The organism is Mesorhizobium maamorense (genome assembly GCF_044998965.1).
Classification (GTDB): Bacteria; Pseudomonadota; Alphaproteobacteria; order Rhizobiales; family Rhizobiaceae; genus Mesorhizobium.
On the sequence record NZ_CP173356.1, the window covers coordinates 3120003 to 3139168 of the forward strand.

The following is a 19166-nucleotide window of genomic DNA, read 5'->3' on the forward strand; positions in this document are numbered from 1 at the left end:
GGCGCGCAACACCGGATAGTCCGTGTATCGACCGGCTGTCCTAGTGACGCTGGGGAAGCGTTATTATATCACAGTCGAGGGCAAGCTGCCGAATGGACACCCGTCGGCCGCGCCGTCATGAAGCACGAGGAGTTGGCCGGGTTCGGAGACGAACCAGGCGAACGAACCCCAGGCAAGCTGCGCGACGGTCTTCTTGAAGCCGGCAGACTGGCGGTCCTGATAGGCGGTCAGGAACGCGATCTGTTTTCGGTCGAAACCGGCCGCGTCCGTGACGGCATGGAGGGCATCTCGCCGGCGATCCGTGATGGCGCCATCGGTCGCCACCACTTCCACGAACAGGATCAAGGGCTCCTTGCGGCCGAGATCGGCGAGGATGATGTCGGGCAGGTTCCTGTCGGCCTCGATCTTGAGGCCGATCGCACTGGCGATGGCGTCGTCGCGCAGGACCACCTTGTTGCCGCTCTCGCTCAGCCACAACATGGCAGGGGCGGCGAGAAACCGTTTGGCGAACACCTCGATGACGGCTTGCGCGATGACCGAACTCGGTCCCGGCGCCAAAAGCCTCGTGTCGCCGTTCGGAAACGTGACGCGGATGCCGGCGGTGTTGGCGACGGCGCCGGCGCGCATGATGGTCACGCGGGCCAGCGCGCCCTTGCTGAGATGCGTTTCCTGGAAGTCCGCGATGGCGGTTTCCAGCGCCTCGCCTTCCAGCGCCGGGTCGAACAGGGCTGCAAACGCCGCCCTCAGCGCATAGCGGGGCTGGCCCGAGGTCGTCGGCAGATCCTCGCGACGCAGCACGGCGCCGATCGCCACCAGCCCGTCCCGCAGCGTCTCGTCGCGGATGGGCTCGCGCGTATTGTCCGCGTACCAGCGTGATCCCGCGACGGCGCCGTTCTTGCGCAGGACGGTTGCGGCATAGGCATCCCGATCTGCATCGTCCGCCAGCGCCGCCTGCTCGCGGGTCATGCGATAAACATGGACCGGGCCCAGGAATCGCCCCGAACCCTCGACGGCGCCGATGTAGAGAGCGGCGAACACGGTGCTGGCGGCAAGTTCGCGGATGCAATAGATGCGGTTCGGCGTGCCTTCCGGAAAGATCAGCGGCAAGCGCCCGGCGACAAGATCGCGCGTCGCATAGGGCGGCCGTGCCGTCATGCAGGCTCACCGTAGAGGCGGCTGCATTCCGCCTCGATCCTGTCGCGCGGTGCACCGGCGGTGACCAGCCTTGCCAATGCCTGGATGCTCCTGGGCGGCGGCAGCGGCAGCGCTTCGAGCTCGAAGGCGGAAACGGCGACGCTGCCGCTGATGCAGCGGAAAAGATCATCGACGACACGGCTGTTCAATAGCGCCGCCACGACCGCCGCCGGCACCTTCGTGCTGCCGGTCGCGCGGACCATGTTGAGATGGTTTTCGACGACGACGCCGCCATGCGCATCGATGAATTCCTGGCGAAGTTCGGCGGCGATCAGGCGTCGGGCCTGTTCCTTGGCGGTGGTGCGCTGGACGAGGATGCAGGGCTCCTCGACAAGCAGCCAGCCATCGCCGGCCTCCAGCTTGAAATAAGGGGCGTGGTTCTTCTTGCGCGCGCGATAGGCGAACTGGCCGTCGGAGGTCACGGCTTCGGCCCAGATCAACGGATGCACCCCCTTGCCGCCGGCGCGATCGCGCAATTGGCCCTTGAAGCGGTTCCAGACCAGCGGGCCGGTCGAAACCCCATAGCCCCAGTCGGCGAGGCGATGCGTCATCGTCTCGGCCCGGGCGATGAGCCGGCTGTGCTCCGGCGTGCGCGGCGCAAGCCAGGGCATGGCGCGGTCGGATGGCAAGCCTATCGTGCCGTTGCGGGCAATCCCCGCCTCGGTCTCGGAGGCGACGGTCAGGTAGTGGATCTGCGCGCGCCGCGGCTCGGCGCCGTTGACGTAGACGGCAAGCAGCGTCTCTTGCAACACATCCTCGAAAACGCCGCGCCGCGCATGCACGAAGTCGATCGCGACGGGCGGCGCCTCCTTGGCCAGAAGGCTGCGCAGCGCCGAGTAGTATTGGCCGCCGAGAAAGCTTGTCGGCGTCAGGAAGGCGATGAGGCCGCCAGGCTTGGTCCAGCGCAGCGCGGCGTCGGTGAAAAGGCCGTAGAGATTGGCGTGCCCGTAGAGGCCGCGCGCATAGCGCTCGCGCAATTGCGACGGCAGCGAGACCCGCCCATAGGGCGGATTGCCGACGACGAGATCGAAGACGGGTTCCGGATCGGCTTCAAGCGTGTCGCAGGCCGTCACGATGGCGGGGGCGGCACGCCCGGCCCTGGTCGCGATATCGGCGAGCGCGATCTCCAGGGCGCCTTGCGCCAGCCGCGCCGCGAGAGGATCGAGTTCGAAACCGGCAAGCCTGGTGCCGACATGGCTGAGCGCGAAGGCCGGCTCGCAATCGCCGAGCGCGGCGATCATGCGGTGCGCGGCATGAAACAGAAACGTCCCACCGCCGGCGGCAGGATCGAGAACCCGGGCGCTGCGCCAGTCGAGGCCCTCTTCCTCGGCCTGGTCGAGCAGGCGGTTGACCAGGGCCGGCGGCGTGTAGAAGGCACCGCGTTCGCCACGCTCCCTGGTCGGCAGCAGGACCGGATAGAGGCTGGTGACGAGATGCAGCGCTTCGAGGATCGGCAGCCGCGCGGCGGTCTCTCCGATGCTGTGCGCAAGCGCGGAGGCCGGCTCGTCCAGCGCCTCCGTATCGAAGGCGAGCGAGGGGCAGATCGCCGGGGAAATGCCGAGGGCCGCCGACAAGGCCTCCAGAGCACGCCTGGTCAGCGAAACCGCATAGGCTTCGCGGTCGCATTCGTCGATCGTCTCGCACCATGCGCGCGCCAGCAGGCGAGCCTTCGACAGCTCCGCGCGCGCCGCTGCCAACGCATCAACCACCGAGCGCAAGACGGCAGGCAATTTCGACCCGCGAATCTGTGAAATTTTTCCCATCGCCCTCGACCGTACCGCGCAAGACTCACCGATGCGATAGAGTATCACATGTTCTCGTTATGTTCCAGTGGACAACCGCAACCGTGCCGCGCCCACGCCATCACAGCGCCAGGCTGCCCTGCTCCGCCTCCTCGGCATTGGGATCGCCCGGCGCCGCATTGCGGTCGCCCGGCGCCGCATTGGGGTCGCCCGGCGCCGTCGCCCAGGCGAGTTCCACCAGCGTCACGGTGCGCCGGCCGGTGCCGTCGAGCTGGCACACGATCAGGCCCTGCTCCTCGATGTAGGTGAGCAGGCGCCGGGCGCGGCGCATGGAGTGCGAGCCATAGGCGCGGGCGATCGCGGCATCGCTCGGGCAGGGCCAGCCTTCCTTTGCCGCGCGGGCGATCATCATGAACACGCCCTGCATGTCCTCGGGCAGCAGCGAGGCGCGCACGGAGACGTCGCGCCACGCATCGTCCTCGGCCATATCGGAACCCACGCCGGCGCGGGCTCGCGTCAGCATGCGGCGGAACTCCTGCAGATCGGGCACGACCGACGCCAGCCCCTCGATGCGGCAGCGCACCACGAACTCCTGGTAGAGCACGCCGATGACGCGGAAGCCCGCGTCGGGCTCCGCCAATATGGCGCGCAGGATGCGGTCCATCCGCTCGCGCCGCTCCGCCAGGTCCTCGGCGCTGGGCGCCGGCTCCGCCGGTTCGGGGCGGATCTCCAGCGCCGCCGACTTCGCCGCCATCAGTTGGTCGAGCATGTCCGGCGATGTCACCCGCCGCTGCGGCCGCACGGCCTCCGGCGGCGGTGCCGCCAGGATGATCGCGCGGGCATCCTCCAACGCCGCTTCCGGCAACGGCATCAGGCGCGGCGTGCCGTTGCGCGGGCTCGTATCCGTCGGCCCGATGCGCAGGCCGAGCGGGCGGCGCGACAATGCCGGGCCCAGCGCCATGAAATGCCCGCGCTCCAGGTCGCGAAAAGCCTCCGCCTGCCGCCGCTCCATGCCGAGCAGGTCCGCGGCACGCGCCATGTCGATGTCGAGGAAGGTGCGGCCCATGAGGAAATTGGAGGCCTCGGCCGCGACGTTCTTGGCCAGCTTGGCCAGTCGCTGCGTGGCGATGATGCCGGCAAGCCCGCGCTTGCGGCCGCGGCACATCAGATTGGTCATGGCGCCGAGCGAAAGCTTTCTCGCTTCGTCGGAAACCTCGCCGGCCACCGCCGGCGCGAAAAGCTGCGCCTCGTCCACCACCACCAGCATGGGATACCAATGGTCGCGCGCCACCTCGAACAGCCCGCCGAGGAAGGCGGCGGCGCGCCGCATCTGGTTCTCGGCGTCGAGCCCTTCGAGATTGAGCACCGTGGAGACGCGGTGGATGCGCGCCCGCTCGCCGGCGCTCTGCAACCCGCGCTCGGTATGTTCCTCGGCATCGATCACCAGATGGCCGAAGCGTTCGCCCAGCGACACGAAGTCGCCTTCGGGGTCGATGATGGTCTGCTGCACCCAGGGCGCGCTCTGCTCCAGCAGCCGGCGCAACAAATGAGATTTGCCGGAGCCCGAATTGCCCTGCACCAAAAGCCGCGTCGCCAGCAGTTCCTCAAGGTCCAGCGCCGCCGGCGCGCCGGCGGTCGTCTGTCCCATCTCGATCGCAACGGTCATGTCAGACTCAGCCGCTCCTTCGCAGAGGGACTTATCAATCCGATTGCAAAGCGTCGAGCGCCGATGGCCGCCAGTTGGGCGTTGCGCACAGTTGTGCGAATGCTGCCTGCCTGATGCAACATCCGGCGGGCTGAACGATCGCATGACAAGCGCGCAATCGTTTCGGATGCACGTGAAAACAAGCAGTTGAAGCGGAATCGCGATTCAAGCCCTGAAGCCTGGTCGACCGCTCCCGCGTCGTCTCACGCGGGCATCACCGTCCGGGGGGACCGGTGCCAATGCGGGCGCGTCCAGCCCCTGGAACGGATCGCGCCAGGCCTCGATCTCTTCGAGCCGGCGATACCAGCGCTCGATCTCGGGATAATCGCCGAGCGGCAAGCGGGCGGCGTCGTTGAAGGGCAGGAACGTCGCCATGCGGAAATCGGCATAGGAGACCGAAGTCCCGGCCAGCCATGGCCGCCGGCCAAGTGCCGCCTCCAGGATCGGCGCCGTCCTGTGGAACTGTTCCAGTCCCTCCGCGACCTTTTCCGCGTCGATCGGACCGATGCCGTAGCGCTGCTTGGTGCCGCGCTCGAAATGCACGATGTCACAGGCCCTGACGAACTCCTCCTTGCCCCAGCTCAGCCAACGGATCATCTCGGGTTCGTCGTCGCCCGCGCGCCAGAAATCCGAATCCATGTCGCGCGAAAGCCGGCAGGCTATGGCGTCCGCTTCCCAGAGGCTCCCTCCCGTCCAGGCCAGCAAGGGCAGGGAAAGATTGGGATTGAGCGGACGGAACCGCTCCGCCTGCCCCGGCGCCATGGGCGAAGCGAATTCGAACGCGACCTTCGCCCCGAGGTGACGGGCCACCGCGACTCCCAGGCGCGGATTGGGGTTGCGGCTGAAGAACAGTTTCATCTCCGCGTCCACCCCGTGCGGTTTCGGCCCGACCTTGTCACTCGCCATCGCCTCGCTCCTTTGTTGCGGCATGCACGCCAAGGACGGATAGCGCCGATCGAATCCGACAATGCGGTCGCGACCGCAACGACGGGTTTTGCGAAAAGTCCGGGTTGACCGCTTCCGGACGCGAGGCGACTATCCCTCTCGAAGCATGGCAATGGATCTCGAGGAGGATGAGCGATGGATGAGCCCGACCGCTGGCGCCACATGTCAAGCGCGCCCAAGGACGGCAGCCGGATCCTCGTCACGGTCCGGCCGTCCGAGCAGGGGCCGGCGGAAGTCGACCTCGCCTATTGGTCGGATGGCGACCAGTTCGGCGAAGAAGGCTGGCGCGCGTCGGACTCCTCGCCCGGCCGCATCGTCGAATATGCCGAGCCCGAGCTGAAATGCTGGATGCCGATGCCCTCGGCCAACCTCGCCCGTGCCTCCATGCCCTCGCCCTGGGAAGGCGACGACGCCCAGCAGCTGGACGGCTCGGGGATTTGAGGCACTGAAGCTGCTGATCTCCTGAGACGCCGGCGGGACCGCCCCCTCTGCCCTGCCGGGCATCTCCCCCACAAGGGGGAGATCGGCTGTCGCGAATGCTTTCGCCAATCTTCAACGTTGAAGAATGTAGCGCCGGAGCCAAAGCTGCCAATCTCCCCCTCGTGGGGGAGATGTCCGGCAGGACAGAGGGGGGCGCCGTAGAGTAAAAACGTTGGTGACCAACTTCAGCATCAAGCCTCTCACACCATGCCACACACACCCTTGCCCCCAAGACACCGCGCTAACGCGAAATCGATGCGCAGGATCATGACCGATGCCGAACTAAAGCTCTGGAACGAGCTGCGTGCGCATAGGCTGATGGGCCTGGGCTTTCGCAGGCAATTCCCCATCGCCGGCTACATCGTAGACTTCGCCTGCCCGGAGAAAAAGCTGATTGCAGAGGTCGACGGTTCACAACATGGCGACCCGAATCTTGCCAATGCTGACGAGGCCAGAACCAAACGCTTGGAACAGGATGGCTGGATCGTCTTGCGCTTCTGGAATGACGATGTCATCCGCGACATAGACAATGTCTGCCAGCATATCGTTATCGCGGCTGGTTTGGCAGACGCGCCCTGACAGGCTGGCGGGACAGCGCCCCCCTCTGCCCTGCCGGGCATCTCCCCCACAAGGGGGAGATTGGCAGCTTTGGCTCCAGCGCCACATTTTTCAAAGTTGAAAATTGGCGAAAGCATTCACGACAGCCGATCTCCCCCTCGTGGGGGAGATGTCCGGCAGGACAGAGGGGGGCGCCGTAGAGTAAAAACGTTGGTGGCCTCAAAACAAGAACGCCGCCGTCGCAGGGTTCGGCCCGACGCGGCCGTCGGCTGAATCCATGCCGCGGATGGCCTTCAGGTCCTGCGCGTCCAGTTCGAAATCGAAGACATCGAAATTGGCCGATATGCGGTCCTGGTGGACCGATTTCGGGATGACGATCAGCCCTTCCTGGAGATGCCAGCGGATCATCGTCTGCGCCGCGGACTTGCCGTGCTTTGCGGCGATGCCTGCTATGGTCGGGTCGCCGAGCAGCCTGCCGCTACCGAGGGGGCTCCAGCTTTCGGTGTGGATGTTGTGCCGGGCATGGAACTCCCTGATCTCGCGCTGCTGGAAACGCGGATGCAGCTCGATCTGGTTGACGGCTGGCGTGACGCCGGTTTCGCCGATGATGCGCTCCAGGTGATCCCGGTTGAAATTCGACACGCCGACCGATTTGATCCGGCCGGCTTTCTGCAGCTCGATCAATGTCTGCCAGGCCTCGACATATTTGTCCTGGCTGGGCACCGGCCAGTGGATGAGGAACAGGTCGATCTGTTCGATGCCGAGCTTGTCCATCGTATCGTCGAAGGCGCGCAATGCGGCATCGCGCTGGTGCGCGCCGTTGCGCAGCTTCGAGGTGATGAACAGCTCGCCTCTCGGCACGCCCGCGCTCCGGATCGCCTCCCCGACGCCCTTCTCGTTCTGGTAGCCTTCGGCGGTGTCGATCAGCCTGTAGCCGGCCTTGATCCCCCAGCCCACCACCTTGGCGGTGATAGCGGGATCGACCTGCCACACGCCAAGGCCGAGCCGGGGAATGGTCGAGCCGTCGTTCAACGAAATCTGTTCAGGCATGGTCTGGTCCTCTGCGAAGATGGTCCAGCCTATCTAGGCCCGGCATCGGGCAACGGCCAGCCGGCGGCGGACAAATTGCCGAATCTGTGATCGACACAGACGATGCTCTTGTCGCTTTCGTTGGCATTTGAGCTCACCGCGAAGATCAGCCCTCATTTCGGTCGGCGCACGGTCCTCACCACGCCGCCCGGGCCGCCGCCGCAGAAGAAGCGCTCGCCGCCGTCGGATTCGAGCCCCGATATGCCCTTGCCGGGCGGCATGTCGAGCCGTTCCAGCACGTCTCCGGTCACCGGGTCGACGCGCCGCACATCGCTCTGGTCGCCTTCCCAGGTGCCGTGCCATAGCTCGCCATCGACCCAGGTCACGCCGGTGACGAAGCGGTTGGATTCGATGACGCGCAGGACCGCCCCGGTCTCGGGATCGATCTGGTGGATCTTGCGCTGGCGGTTCTGCCCCACCCACAACGTGCCCTCGGCCCAGGTGAGGCCGGAATCGCCGCCGCCGCCGGGCGCCGGAATGGTGGACAGCACCGCGCCGGTGCCGGGATCGATCTTCTGGATCCGGTCCTTGGCGAGCTGGTAGAGGTACTGGCCATCATAGGCCGTCCCGGCATGCGCGGCGACATCGATCGAGCGCACCGCCTGCCCGCTCTCCGGGTCGAAGGCGGTGAGCCCCTTGCCCGAGGCAAACCAGACGTTCTGCCCATCGAAGCTCACCCCATGCACGCTGTCCACGCCCGCAAAGGGGCCGTATTCACGCAGGATTTCGGCCGCCGCATGTTTCATGTCTTCATCCTCACCTTTGATCGTGTGATCCATTCCTAGCCGTTCGGCAACGGCGCCGGGAGTAACAAGGTGGTCGTGAAACCCGCCACCGGCGGCGTCATCCAGCGGCGCGCCCGGCCGTGGCCGAACCATTGCACCTTGCCGGTCTCGGCAAGCTGCTCCAGCGCGCGCTGCACGCTGCGCTGGCTGGATGCGAGCGCCAGCGCCAGTGCCGAGCTCGACCAGGCTTCGCCGTCGGCGAGGAAGGCGAGCACTGCCGCATGCCGCTCCTCGAGAGGCCGCGCCAGCACCACCACTTCGCCGCCCCGTTTCGGCGCCAGCGAAAAACCGCGCTTCGTCGCCTGGATGTCGGCCAGCCCGCGCAGCTCGGCGCGCAGCCGGCCGATCTCGACCCGCAGCCGGACGCGATGCGATTCATCGGCGTGCCTGCCGCCGAAGGCCCTGGCGATGAGTGCCGCACGCGGCATGTCGCCGGGCCAGGCCTCGGCCAACGCGCGCGCCAGCGCAAACAGCACCGGGCGCGTCGCCAGCGAGGCCAGCGCGCCCTGCCCGCGCACGACATGACGAAGAGCGTCGACCACCAGCGCTTCCGATGCCTGCAAGGCCTCGACCTCCTCGAGCAGCAGCGGACGCTCCTGACCGTTCGCGATCAGCCGCGCCGCCGGCGTTGCCAGCGCCCGGAACGCGCTGTCGACCTCGGCCATCAACCCGGGAATGCCGGACCGCCATGCGGCGTGCCGTGCTCGCTCGAGTGCCGCGCGCGCGGTCTTCGTCCTGAGGCGCCGCATGGCGATGCCGGCGACGACCAGCTCGTGCGCGGCCCGCGAAGCCGGCGGAAACGGCGTCGCATCGAGCCCGGCCAGCACCTGCTCGGCCTCGTCGAGACGGCCGATCAGCAACAGGAATCGCACTTCCAGGTGCCGCGCATGCGCGGCGTTCAGCCGGTCGCCTTGCTTTTCCAGCGTCGCCCGCGCCGCATCGAGCGCCTTGGCCGGCCAGCCGAGGTCGCGCGAAACCAGCGCGATCTCGGCCTCGGCGATGACGCATCTGGCGCGCGCCACCGCTTCCCTCGGCCCGAAGGTGCGCCCCGCCCGCCGCAGCAGAGCCCTGGCCCGGTCGAGATCGCCGAGCTGCGCCATGGCGATGCCGCGCAGCGCCAGCGCCGGCGCGTCCTCGCGCAACGCCACGCGGTCGAGCGCGCTGAGCGGGTCACCCGCCGCCAGCAACAGCCCCGCGGCCGTGATCAGCGAATCCATCAAAAAAATCCCGCCACGGCGAATCCCGCCACACTTGTAACTCTCACCATCCCGCTGTCCGGCGCTATGTCAGTCGCGTCACATCAAACCGGAACAGCGAGGCAAAAGCCATGACCAAGCAAATGCACACACCGCCGATCGTTTCCCAGCAAGCATGGGAGGCCGCGCGCCAGCAGTTGCTCGTAAAGGAGAAGGCGACGCTCCGCGCCAAGGATGCGTTGGCCGCCGAGCGCCGCCGCATGCCCTGGATGGCCGTCGAGAAGGATTACACGTTCGAAGGACCCAACGGAAAGGCGAGCCTGCTCGACCTGTTCGAGGGCCGCCGCCAGTTGATCGTCTACCGCGCCTTCTTCGAGCCGGGTGTGTATGGTTGGCCCGATCACGCCTGCCGCGGCTGCTCGCTGGGCGCCGACCAGGTCTCCAACCTCGCCCATCTCAACGCCCGCGACACCACGCTGGCCTATGCCTCGCGCGCGCCGCAGGCCGACATTGCGCGGCTGAAGAAGCGGATGGGCTGGGCAATGCCCTGGTACACCATCACCGACAGCTTCGACAAAGACTTCGGCGTCGACGAATGGCACGGCCACAACGTCTTCATCCGCGACGGGGACCGCATCTTCCGCACCTATCTGATCAACAACCGCGGCGACGAGGCGATGGGCACCGTCTGGAGCTACCTCGACGCCACGCCGCTCGGCCGCCAGGAGGTCTGGGAGGACTCGCCCGAAGGCTATCCGCAGACCCCGACCTACAAATGGTGGAACTGGAGCGACAACTACGACGCCGACACCGCGCCGGACAGGAAATGGGACGAAGTGTCTGCTGCCGGCGAGGCGGCGTTCCGCAACAAGGACGCCCAGTAGAGCCTGGCTAGAGCGCCGGCTCGACGCAAGCGCGGCCGGACGCTCTTCGCAAGGCGGCAGCTTTCCCAGGACTGCTGCTGCTTTCCGGGCTCGCGCCAATGCGCAACCGAGGAGAAAGACATGAGCGACATCCATACAGACGCCCTTCCCTGTCCCGATCAGGACGCGGCCCGCCTCGGCATCGCCGACTGGCTGGGCCTCGCCGCAGCGCCGACCTTCGCCCTGATGGCGCTGCTGGCCGGCATCTTCGGCGGCGATGCGGCGATGCTGTGCATGGGCACCTCTTCGCCGCTCACCGGCATGCCGGCCATGTACCTGCTGATGAGCGCCTTCCATCTGGCGCCTTGGCTGCGCGTGATTTCCAACAGGCAGGCGGGCCGGGAGAAAGCAAAGCGCTTGGAGAAAACTCTGCAAAAACAGAGCATTGCGCAACCAGTTTGAATCGCCGATGCAACCCATCAAGGAGAAGAACCATGACTCGGATGAGCGAGACGCACGGTCCCGGCACACGGGAGCCGATGGAGGCGGAGCCGACACGGCGCGGCGACGAGCCCTCGCAACCCGCCAAGGGCTGCCCCTGGTGCACGCCCGAAAAGACCTGACGCTTCGACGGCGGAGCGGCGCGCCGCCCAGGCGCAATGACGCCGGCCGTTCGCCCTGCTCATCGCCGCCAAGCGCGCTGGCTTTTACGTCGCGATGTCGTTGACAGGCAGCAATGGCGCGGGAAGGTCGACCTCGCCGAGCCCGGTCCGCATCTCGATCTCGATGTCGCGGCAGATCTGCGAGATCGGCACATCGTTGGCGTTGCCCTCGAAAGGGTTGGCGCTGCTCTCGCCGACCTGGTCGAGCGACATGTATGCCCAGCCCAGCAGCGTGCTGAACGGGACGAATCAAGTGTTCGGTCTAGCTGCGCGAGCCTTCAACGAGGAATGGTGACAAAGGGCTGGTTTACTGAGCTACCAGAAAAATTATACACATTCGACAGATAGCGTTGTCTGCGAGATCGCAACAGCCTAGGATACGATAGCCTTACAGGGCACGAAATTACTGAAGCCCGCGAGTTCCTGCGTTTAGGCACGAAAGTCCTTTGGACTTTTTATGCGTGGGCGGACGAATTGAGAGGCAGGCATGTCGATTGCGTTCTTCCAACCCTTTGGAAACAATCGGACGCCGTTTGCAATGGTAGCGGTCGTGGCTACATTGCTGCCAGCAACGCTTCACGCGCAATTTGACGTTCCACCGAGGCCACCCCCAATCCTTCCTTATCCTCAACAGCCGTACGGAGGGCAGTTCCAACAGCAGCAGTTCCCCCCGCAGCAGTTCCCTCAGCAGCAGTTCCCTCAGCAGCAGTTCCCTCAGCAGCAGTTCCCTCAGCAGCAGTTCCCTCAGCAGCAGTTCCCTCAGCAGCCGTCTCGTTTACTATGCTATACAAATTACGGCTCCTGTTGGATGGCTCTACCGGGCCCGGTCGGAGGGCCTTGCTACTGCCCTACCTCCAGCGGGGCCCTTCAAGGATACATCATCTCGCAATGAACGAAACTCATGAAGGCGGCAGATCCGTAAAAAGTAATCGGGGTGAGGTATCTAGAATGAGGGATAGGTCTCGCTGTTGTGGAGCTGGAACGGATTCGACTTCTTCTGTCCAATCCTGAACAACTTTTGGAACCAGTCGCAACCGAGCAGCAAGTTGTTCGACGCTAATTCCTGTGCGCAATAGTGCGCCTTTGAGCCCGACGGCCCACCGGCTGATTTCGGATGAATCTGACGCACCTAGCAATGTCGCACTTGATCGCTGCAGTACTGCAACTGATCGCTCGGATAATAGACCTGCTGTCAACGAGACAAAAACAATCACGAAGGGACTCAAACTCGTAGAGCCAGCCTGTTCGGCATGATCTGTTATAGCAATAAAACCGGCACGAAGCAGAATGTATAACACCAAGGCGCAGATTAGCCCAAGTATGGGACCAACTAATAAGTCGCGAAAATCTGGATCCCTGCTCGACGTATAAACGGAAAAGATTATCTTTAAAAAAGCGCCCAGGATTCCACCGAAACATACTAGAAGTAGAGCTAAGAACTCGCTCGGACTCATTATAAGACTCTCAAGCAATCTCGGTGAAAGTCGGTCATAAAATCGGTAACTCGAAACCAGATCAAAGTCCCTCTGTTGCTCTGCAGAAATCGTGTCCCTTTGAAGCTGACCAGGGCCGTTATTGCCCGCGGTTGATATGTCCAATGCGTCGCTAACGGAGCTTCCAATCGGGCCCGACGAAGAAAGAGGCTGTCCTAGCAGCTGCTCCGGTTGTCCATGAACCTCGTAGGTTCCTCTGTTGAGGCCAAGCAGTTCTGAACCTGGATTCGGGGGCTCATTGCTCCGAACCCCATCCCCTTCGGCATTCTTGGCCTGCCCGGCCGGCGGCGCAGGTCCGCCGCCGCCTTCGGCATTCTTGGCCTGCCCGGCCGGCGCAGGTCCGCCGCCGCCTTCGGCATTCTTGGCCTGCCCGGCCGGCGCAGGTCCGCCGCCGCCTTCGGCATTCTTGGCCTGCCCGGCCGGCGGAGCAGGTCCGCCGCCGCCTTCGGCATTCTTGGCCTGCCCGGCCGGCGCAGGTCCGCCGCCGCCTTCGGCATTCTTGGCCTGCCCGGCCGGCGGAGCAGGTCCGCCGACACCGCCCGACTGACTCTGCCCGGTTGCCTGTCTCGGCAGAACTGACGCGGGCACGGTGATCTGCTCAACAGGTAGAACGCCAGAACAGTTCAGTTCCTCAATGTCCCTGTAGCGCCTTAATTGTCTAGCCAATGTACTCCTATACGCACAGTCTTCTAGATAGTGCGCTCGTGCAATCGTATAGAGAGGTTGCAATCTCAATGCCGACGCTTGATTGAGGAACGCTATAGCTGAAATGTCTGATGCGTAAAGATATTCGAACTCAGAAAATTTCTGACCCTGAATTAACGGATCTCCCATGTATCTGGCAAATTTAGCTTCGATTTTATCAAGTGAATCCTTTTCTAAATGAGGTACGACAGCCACCTCCTGGTTCTTTTCGGGCGAATGGACGTCATAGTTCAAAGCCTTCTGCATCGCATCGAATTGCTGCGGTATAAAATCGAATGGAATCCTTGACAGAAATGCCTCGCATCTCGACAAATAGCCATCCTCCATAGGCAACGTTGCAAAAGCAGCGCACAATCGATTTATCCTGAAGCTTAGCTCATTCTGATTCTTTGATAAATTTAATCCCTCTCGCTCCAACGCCTTCGAGTTATTAGACATAGATGTAGTCACTTCATCCAAGTTTTTTTCAAGAGCAACAAAATATACAAGGCGTCCAGCAGTAAGGCTCGGCTGCGCCATCAAAAGCCGCCCTTGAAATTGCATAAGAGCAATCAACACGGCAACAATAGAGACCAGAATGACGCTACCAAGACATGCCACTCCCAAGCAAAGGAATGCCTGTACATTTACGCTGGAAGGGAGCGTCCACCGGCCCTCTGGTGGGGGACCACCTCCGCCGACGGCGGACGACATTGCTTGCGCTTGTCCGATCTGCGCAACCTGGACATCTGTAGCGCATGTTGATTTCCCGTCGGCTCCAGATGTATTACTGGGAGACGCAGCGGCTACACTCTGTTGACTGCCCGTATCTTCTGGAACATATGTCGGCATCGCAGTTCCTGACTGATGGTCACCCAACATGACCCGTCGAACGCCCATTTGTTGAATGCACACTCCTCATTGGATTGCGCTTTTCCTTTGGCCCTCCGAGGCAGACTAGATTGCAAGTTCAGCACCACACCAGAAGCCGCCTAATAACGGGCCTCTAACCAATGAATTCAAGTGACAGCCCCCGATCAAGCTTTTTCTGTACCTTCGAAGTCGCCTCAGACTTTGTTATAACTCCGTCGCCGTTGACGTCGAGTCCAGCATTCTGGATATAAGCAATAGCCGGTCTCTGGAACAGTACGGTCGAATCAGGCCTTCCTACCGCAATCGGAAATAGAATTGCCGCATAAACATCTGGAAGACTATTCAATTTGCCAACGTACGGGTTGAAATACTTCGCGACCAAGTCTAGTTGATCCACATCTGTCATAGAGGCCAATTCCGCAGTTGATGTGCCGAGGTCTTTGGCGGTTCGAGGCATAAATTGAATGAGACCGGTAGCGCCGGATATTGGATTCTGAATGCTGGGTGAAAACGTCTCTCCCGTCTCAAAGGCGATTGCAGCCATAAGGTGGCTAGGGTCGCACCCCAGAGTGCTTGCAATACTGATCACGCGGCTTTTGAATCCGCCCGAGACCTTCTTTCCCCACGCTATCTTGAGTAATCCATTCCCGCCGGTCGCGGCATTGCTCGCATCCACGCTCCCTAACGTAGAAGGGGTTTGGGCCTCAGAGGCAACGGCAATCCTCTCCTCCATAACCGCAAAAAGCTGTTCACCACCGGCTGCCACTGCTCGAAGAAGCCCATTGTCCGACAATGCAAGCGGGCGCTTTGTGACGGAGTTACCTACGTTTCCACCAATGATCCAGGCAATGCCGTCGCCGATCGAGACAATGACGTCACTATGGCCTTTGTAGTTTCCACCCTTTTGGTTGTCATAATCAACGCCTGCCTCGCGCGACCAGCAGACTATGTCACCGATCTTTGGTCGATATTCGTTTAGCCGCTGCGCCCAGAATCCCGCAGCATCACGCCTGCTTAAACAATCCCGAATAGCTTGCGAAATGTAGACTGAATGCTGTGTCGAATACCGGAATCTGTCGCCAGCACCGGCTGTCTTCATCACCCACGACACAAATGCCGCAGACCAAGGCATTTCAAATGTCTGACCGTCGATCCCGTGCGTCGACGTTCCTTCCAGCCAGTACGTCCCTATCCGATTAGAATACGGTTGCTGACCTTCCTTGTTGCCAATACGAACAATTGAACCGCCGATATCATACTCCTGACGGCCGAAAAATTCCCATTCCGTGTTGCACGTGGCCACAACGCGCTCGACAAACGCTCCTGGCGTGGGCTCAATTCCAGGCAATGCTGTGCCGGCGGCGCCTCCAGTGTCTGCTCCGCCGATCACGCCTGCGCCAAAAGATTGCCTGACCGGCGAATTGCCTCCCGCCGTGGTCGATGAAAGAGGCGCTGGAAGCAGGGCAACGGCCGTCGCTAGGAAGGTCCCCAAACGTGGTTCTGCAGTTGAGACTATCGCCTCGAGACCCGCACGGGCTGCAGCGACTTTGGCTGCAGCATTGCGATAGGCGTCAATTGCTAGATCATCCAGTGCGGCAAGCAGATCCTTCTTAGCTGACTTCAGTGCCTCAAGATCCGCGCCAGAGGCACCCGCCGACATTTTCGTTTCAATTTCAGATATCGCAGAAGCAACGGCATCCCAAGCACCATCTGGGTCGAGCATAGGTCCCTCCTATCTACTTCTGGCGGCGGCAAGGGCCTGCCGGACCGCCTTTACGTCTTCTTGAAGCATTCCGGTCGCTTGAGACAAACTCGCTATCGACGTTACGTCAGAAGGGCGCTTGAAAGCCTCCACCAAAGAGCCGAACGTTTTCTGCAAGCGGTCCAGTAGAACGACATAATTCGCAAGCGCCGTCCGATAATCGGTGAGCTTCGACGAATTAATGCCTGAAGAATGTGCAACCTCAGTCACAAGCATTTTAAACATTGCAGGTGTTGAATTCTTCAGCGCACCTATCAAGTCAGAGAACCGGGGTGCGCCATCGAGAGCAAGTTGCCGAGCCTCGGCAACGCTCCGCGCGAGAAGGAGCTGGTCAATAACTGGCTTAAGGGCAGCAGCGGCTAGGGCAACTTCTGGCGTTCCTGCCAAGGACGATAGATTTTCAGCAATTTCAAGAGTTTGCGCCCTTGCGGCGGCGTTGTTAGAGCCATTCGACAGAGTGTTCAGTAGGTCGGCATACTGTGCGATGATCCCAATAGCACTTCTAAACTCCGTCGTAAGGGGAGGGTCGCCAATTGTAGAATAATAGTAAGCATTGGCGACGTCAAACCGACGACCGCTTGCAGGGTTGGCATTCAATTGCCGAAGAACTACATTGCGTTCGGCAACGCCAAGATCGTCATAGAGCGTATCACTCGCTGATTGGACAGCAGCGACCCCTTTGACAAATGCGCCAGTATTCGCGGTCGGAGCGTTTACGCACCCTGCGCAAAGAAGCAGCGCAAGTAGGATAGGTCGCACAGCTCTCCTACGCAATCATTTCCTCCCCCAGCGTGCCGCGTGGGCACGACTGCGATTGCTTCGCTCGCAGTCGAACCAAGTCCGATCCGCAATTTACAGATCGCACCAGGACGATGATGAGGAATTTTATACTACGTAACTGGCCCCAGCACAACTTTATTGATGGCTATGATTTAATACCTACAATTTTCAAGCAACTTCGCCTTCCAGTACCCGTAAACATCCCGAGCCAATTATCGCGCCCCCCACCATCGCCCCGAGCCCGCTGAGGCGCTGACCAGGCGGCAGATCAGAAGCCGCTCGGTCTTGTCGACGGCAAATACTCCTCACGGAACGGCCTGTAATTTCCGAGCTTGGTGCGCCACCGATCAGGGTCAGACGCCTCTGCGCCACGGCATCGTCGGCCGCCCTTATTGGGTCATCCTCGGTGTGGACGTAGCGCATGAACATGGTGACGGTCTTATGCGTGGTGAGCGCCATGCCGACCTTCACCGGCACGCCGGAGTTGGCGATGTCGGTTGCCGAGCGGTGTCGCATGCCGTGCGTGCCGGTGTGCGGCTGGCCGGCCCGCTCAAGGATGCGCTTCCAGCCCTGATATTAGGTGCTTCGTCAGCCAGATCGCGATCGAGCCCAGCGCCCCGCCGAATTTGCCCATCTCAGCGAAGACCGGAACGACGCCGAACGGCAACAGCGTGCAGAAGATCATGACGAACATGGAACTGACGATGGCGTATTGGCGGGGATAGGGATTGTTCTTGATGCGGTCGCAGCGCGCCTGCTGGTCGTGGAAGTCGCGGATGAGTTTTGTCAGTTCGCCATAGATCTGCGGAGGAATCTTGGCATCCTTGAACAAGCCGTTGACCTGCACCGATTGCATTTCGAGCAAGGCGATCGCCGGGCGGGGCGATTTCAGGACGCCCTCGGTCTGCTCGGCCAGCAACGGCCGCAATTCGTCGGCAATCGAGCCCGTATCCTCCTGGACATGGTAACGCCGCCGGTATTCGATATTGGCGGCCCGCGCCATGGATTCCCATGGCATCGGCCGCCGCAGCGCGAAACGCAGCGCCGTCATCCAGGCGATGTGGCGATAGATGAGTTGCTTCGCTGTCGGGGCGTCGGTGAAGTCCCTGCAGAAATTGGACCACAACCGGCTGCTGGCCGTGATTTGCGCAAACGCCTGCAGCGCTTCACCGCTGCGGGTAAACACCTGCGAATTCTTGAAGCCGGCAACCAATGACACCGTGGTGCCGAGCACCAGCACGACAGACCACGGCACCGAGAACCCGGCAAGGCCGGGAAAACGGTAGGCCGCGACAGCCAGTCCGCTCACCACCACCATGTAGATGACGCTGCGCCGCGACCAGAGCGCGAAATCCATCACCTTGTAGGAACGGCCCACATACATAAGATGCCCCCAAATCGCGGACGTGCCCGCTAGCCGCAGGCCAGTCTCCAGTCCCCCTCACCTAGCCTTGGCGGCGCCGAACCGCAATCCGTCCATCAGCAGCCGGACCAGCCGGCGCGAGCGATCGCGCCAATCCGGGGTGTCGGGCGCCGAATAGATGCCGCCCAGCGCGTGCAGCACGTCGGACGCGTCGACATCGCCACGGATGGTGCCCTCGGCCACCGCCGCCTCGACCAATTGCCGCAACGCCGCCGAGACCCGACCCGACGTGTCGGAATAGAGATTGGCATTCGCCGTCAACAGGATGCGCAGGCTGGTCGCAAGCCCTCGCTTGGTGGCGATATAGTCGACGAAGCGCCGCATCCATTCTTCCAGTGCCACGTCGGACGGATGCTTTGCCGCCAGTTCGCCGGCGGCCGCGCACAGCCCTTCCACCTCGCGGCGGTAGACCACCTCGACCAGGTGCTCGCGTGTCGGGAAATGCCGGTAGAGCGTGCCGATGCCGACGCCCGCGCGGCGCGCGATCTCCTCCAGCGAGGCATCGATTCCGCGCTCGGCGAAGACCGAGGCCGCCACCTCGGCCAGCCGGTCGCGGTTGCGCTGCGCGTCGGCGCGCAGCGGCTTGGCCTCTGCGGTCTTCTGGTCGGGGATGGCGGACGGCTCTGCGGCCAATTTTTTCTCCACTGTCGAAATATGGGGCTTGAACCCCATCGGGTCAGCCCCCACGTAATAAACGGAGGCGCCTCCGCTTTAGTGGAGCACCTTTATCATATAATCAGGGGAACCGGTATGTCACGTGCTGAAAGCTTGCAAGCCAAAGCCGATTTCCGTCAGGGACTGGTGAAGGCGCCGAAGAGCGTAATCTCCCCCCGTACGGGGGAGATCGGCCAAGCTGACCACATTGCGCCTTGCCCTTCCCCGCCCCGACACCACTTCATTTTCCTCAGCGTCAAGCAACTGGAGCCAGACGC

General features: G+C 62.7%; 18 protein-coding genes and 1 pseudogene. 5 read left to right on the forward strand and 14 right to left on the reverse strand.

Annotated features, from left to right (window positions below; genetic code table 11):
• Positions 1-63 precede the first annotated feature (63 nt).
• From ACIU1A_RS15870 to ACIU1A_RS15885, 4 genes are all read right to left on the reverse strand, one after another.
• Positions 64-1155, reverse strand: a complete 1092-nt coding sequence (locus tag ACIU1A_RS15870) for a BsuBI/PstI family type II restriction endonuclease (RefSeq protein ID WP_404927708.1) — start codon at positions 1153-1155, stop codon at positions 64-66.
• On the reverse strand, positions 1152-2924 hold the full coding sequence (locus ACIU1A_RS15875) for a class I SAM-dependent DNA methyltransferase (RefSeq protein WP_404927709.1): 1773 nt from the start codon (positions 2922-2924) through the stop codon (positions 1152-1154). Before ACIU1A_RS15875 ends, ACIU1A_RS15870 begins: the two co-directional genes overlap by 4 nt.
• Positions 2925-3057: 133 nt before the next feature.
• Entirely contained in the window at positions 3058-4602 is a 1545-nt protein-coding gene (locus tag ACIU1A_RS15880; RefSeq protein WP_404927710.1) for a helicase HerA domain-containing protein, read from the reverse strand.
• 204 nt (positions 4603-4806) lie between these two features.
• Positions 4807-5499, reverse strand: a complete 693-nt coding sequence (locus ACIU1A_RS15885) for a glutathione S-transferase family protein (protein ID WP_404927932.1) — start codon at positions 5497-5499, stop codon at positions 4807-4809.
• A gap of 222 nt (positions 5500-5721) precedes the next feature.
• On the opposite strand from ACIU1A_RS15885, the gene ACIU1A_RS15890 reads away from it, so the two are divergent.
• Together ACIU1A_RS15890 and ACIU1A_RS15895 are read left to right on the forward strand one after the other, a co-directional pair.
• Positions 5722-6027, forward strand: a complete 306-nt coding sequence (locus ACIU1A_RS15890) for a hypothetical protein (protein WP_140500102.1) — start codon at positions 5722-5724, stop codon at positions 6025-6027.
• A gap of 246 nt (positions 6028-6273) precedes the next feature.
• Complete coding sequence (locus ACIU1A_RS15895; RefSeq protein ID WP_404927711.1) at positions 6274-6645, forward strand: endonuclease domain-containing protein; 372 nt, start codon at positions 6274-6276, stop codon at positions 6643-6645.
• 198 nt (positions 6646-6843) lie between these two features.
• Here the strand turns inward: ACIU1A_RS15895 and ACIU1A_RS15900 are convergent, their stop codons facing one another.
• From ACIU1A_RS15900 to ACIU1A_RS15910, 3 genes are all read right to left on the reverse strand, one after another.
• On the reverse strand, positions 6844-7674 hold the full coding sequence (locus ACIU1A_RS15900; RefSeq protein WP_404927712.1) for an aldo/keto reductase: 831 nt from the start codon (positions 7672-7674) through the stop codon (positions 6844-6846).
• A gap of 152 nt (positions 7675-7826) precedes the next feature.
• Positions 7827-8459, reverse strand: a complete 633-nt coding sequence (locus ACIU1A_RS15905; protein ID WP_140649217.1) for a PQQ-binding-like beta-propeller repeat protein — start codon at positions 8457-8459, stop codon at positions 7827-7829.
• A gap of 35 nt (positions 8460-8494) precedes the next feature.
• Positions 8495-9715 carry a helix-turn-helix domain-containing protein gene (locus tag ACIU1A_RS15910; protein ID WP_404927713.1) on the reverse strand — a complete coding sequence of 407 codons (1221 nt, stop codon included), beginning with the start codon at positions 9713-9715 and terminating at the stop codon, positions 8495-8497.
• 110 nt (positions 9716-9825) lie between these two features.
• On the opposite strand from ACIU1A_RS15910, the gene ACIU1A_RS15915 reads away from it, so the two are divergent.
• From ACIU1A_RS15915 to ACIU1A_RS15925, 3 genes are all read left to right on the forward strand, one after another.
• On the forward strand, positions 9826-10578 hold the full coding sequence (locus ACIU1A_RS15915; RefSeq protein ID WP_140521469.1) for a DUF899 domain-containing protein: 753 nt from the start codon (positions 9826-9828) through the stop codon (positions 10576-10578).
• Positions 10579-10698: 120 nt separating this feature from the next.
• Complete coding sequence (locus tag ACIU1A_RS15920; RefSeq protein WP_140521468.1) at positions 10699-11019, forward strand: hypothetical protein; 321 nt, start codon at positions 10699-10701, stop codon at positions 11017-11019.
• A gap of 32 nt (positions 11020-11051) precedes the next feature.
• The gene (locus ACIU1A_RS15925; RefSeq protein WP_404927714.1) at positions 11052-11180 is read left to right on the forward strand and encodes a hypothetical protein; all 129 of its coding nucleotides are present in this window, start codon (positions 11052-11054) and stop codon (positions 11178-11180) included.
• 84 nt (positions 11181-11264) lie between these two features.
• On the opposite strand, the gene ACIU1A_RS15930 is transcribed toward ACIU1A_RS15925, so the two are convergent.
• The 7 genes and pseudogenes from ACIU1A_RS15930 to ACIU1A_RS15960 form a co-directional block, all read right to left on the reverse strand.
• A complete protein-coding gene (locus ACIU1A_RS15930) occupies positions 11265-11432 on the reverse strand; it encodes a hypothetical protein (RefSeq protein ID WP_246671061.1) in 168 nt (55 codons plus the stop codon).
• 686 nt (positions 11433-12118) lie between these two features.
• A complete protein-coding gene (locus tag ACIU1A_RS15935; protein ID WP_404927715.1) occupies positions 12119-13975 on the reverse strand; it encodes a hypothetical protein in 1857 nt (618 codons plus the stop codon).
• 427 nt (positions 13976-14402) lie between these two features.
• Positions 14403-15992, reverse strand: coding sequence for a DUF2272 domain-containing protein (locus ACIU1A_RS15940; RefSeq protein WP_140657660.1), 1590 nt, complete (start codon positions 15990-15992; stop codon positions 14403-14405).
• Positions 15993-16001: 9 nt separating this feature from the next.
• Positions 16002-16790, reverse strand: coding sequence for a hypothetical protein (locus ACIU1A_RS15945; RefSeq protein WP_140657658.1), 789 nt, complete (start codon positions 16788-16790; stop codon positions 16002-16004).
• A 189-nt stretch (positions 16791-16979) separates the two neighbouring features.
• Positions 16980-17387 (reverse strand): annotated as a pseudogene (locus ACIU1A_RS15950) (tyrosine-type recombinase/integrase); the annotation flags it as partial.
• Positions 17362-18195 (reverse strand): bestrophin family ion channel, encoded by an 834-nt coding sequence (locus ACIU1A_RS15955; RefSeq protein ID WP_210242431.1) that lies wholly within the window; start codon positions 18193-18195, stop codon positions 17362-17364. The pseudogene ACIU1A_RS15950 and the gene ACIU1A_RS15955, both read right to left, overlap by 26 nt.
• Positions 18196-18252: 57 nt before the next feature.
• The gene (locus ACIU1A_RS15960) at positions 18253-18867 is read right to left on the reverse strand and encodes a TetR/AcrR family transcriptional regulator (protein WP_404927716.1); all 615 of its coding nucleotides are present in this window, start codon (positions 18865-18867) and stop codon (positions 18253-18255) included.
• Between the last annotated feature and the right edge of the window lie 299 nt (positions 18868-19166).

Coding starts and splice junctions, on each gene's coding strand:
- ACIU1A_RS15940 (WP_140657660.1), bottom strand. CDS start 15,992: ATGCTCGACCCAGATGGTGCTTGGGATGCCGTTGCTTCTGCGATATCT.
- ACIU1A_RS15885 (WP_404927932.1), bottom strand. CDS start 5,499: ATGAAACTGTTCTTCAGCCGCAACCCCAATCCGCGCCTGGGAGTCGCG.
- ACIU1A_RS15895 (WP_404927711.1), top strand. CDS start 6,274: ATGCCACACACACCCTTGCCCCCAAGACACCGCGCTAACGCGAAATCG.
- ACIU1A_RS15890 (WP_140500102.1), top strand. CDS start 5,722: ATGGATGAGCCCGACCGCTGGCGCCACATGTCAAGCGCGCCCAAGGAC.
- ACIU1A_RS15910 (WP_404927713.1), bottom strand. CDS start 9,715: ATGGATTCGCTGATCACGGCCGCGGGGCTGTTGCTGGCGGCGGGTGAC.
- ACIU1A_RS15955 (WP_210242431.1), bottom strand. CDS start 18,195: ATGTATGTGGGCCGTTCCTACAAGGTGATGGATTTCGCGCTCTGGTCG.
- ACIU1A_RS15905 (WP_140649217.1), bottom strand. CDS start 8,459: ATGAAACATGCGGCGGCCGAAATCCTGCGTGAATACGGCCCCTTTGCG.
- ACIU1A_RS15925 (WP_404927714.1), top strand. CDS start 11,052: ATGACTCGGATGAGCGAGACGCACGGTCCCGGCACACGGGAGCCGATG.
- ACIU1A_RS15920 (WP_140521468.1), top strand. CDS start 10,699: ATGAGCGACATCCATACAGACGCCCTTCCCTGTCCCGATCAGGACGCG.
- ACIU1A_RS15870 (WP_404927708.1), bottom strand. CDS start 1,155: ATGACGGCACGGCCGCCCTATGCGACGCGCGATCTTGTCGCCGGGCGC.
- ACIU1A_RS15915 (WP_140521469.1), top strand. CDS start 9,826: ATGACCAAGCAAATGCACACACCGCCGATCGTTTCCCAGCAAGCATGG.
- ACIU1A_RS15930 (WP_246671061.1), bottom strand. CDS start 11,432: ATGTCGCTCGACCAGGTCGGCGAGAGCAGCGCCAACCCTTTCGAGGGC.
- ACIU1A_RS15900 (WP_404927712.1), bottom strand. CDS start 7,674: ATGCCTGAACAGATTTCGTTGAACGACGGCTCGACCATTCCCCGGCTC.
- ACIU1A_RS15880 (WP_404927710.1), bottom strand. CDS start 4,602: ATGACCGTTGCGATCGAGATGGGACAGACGACCGCCGGCGCGCCGGCG.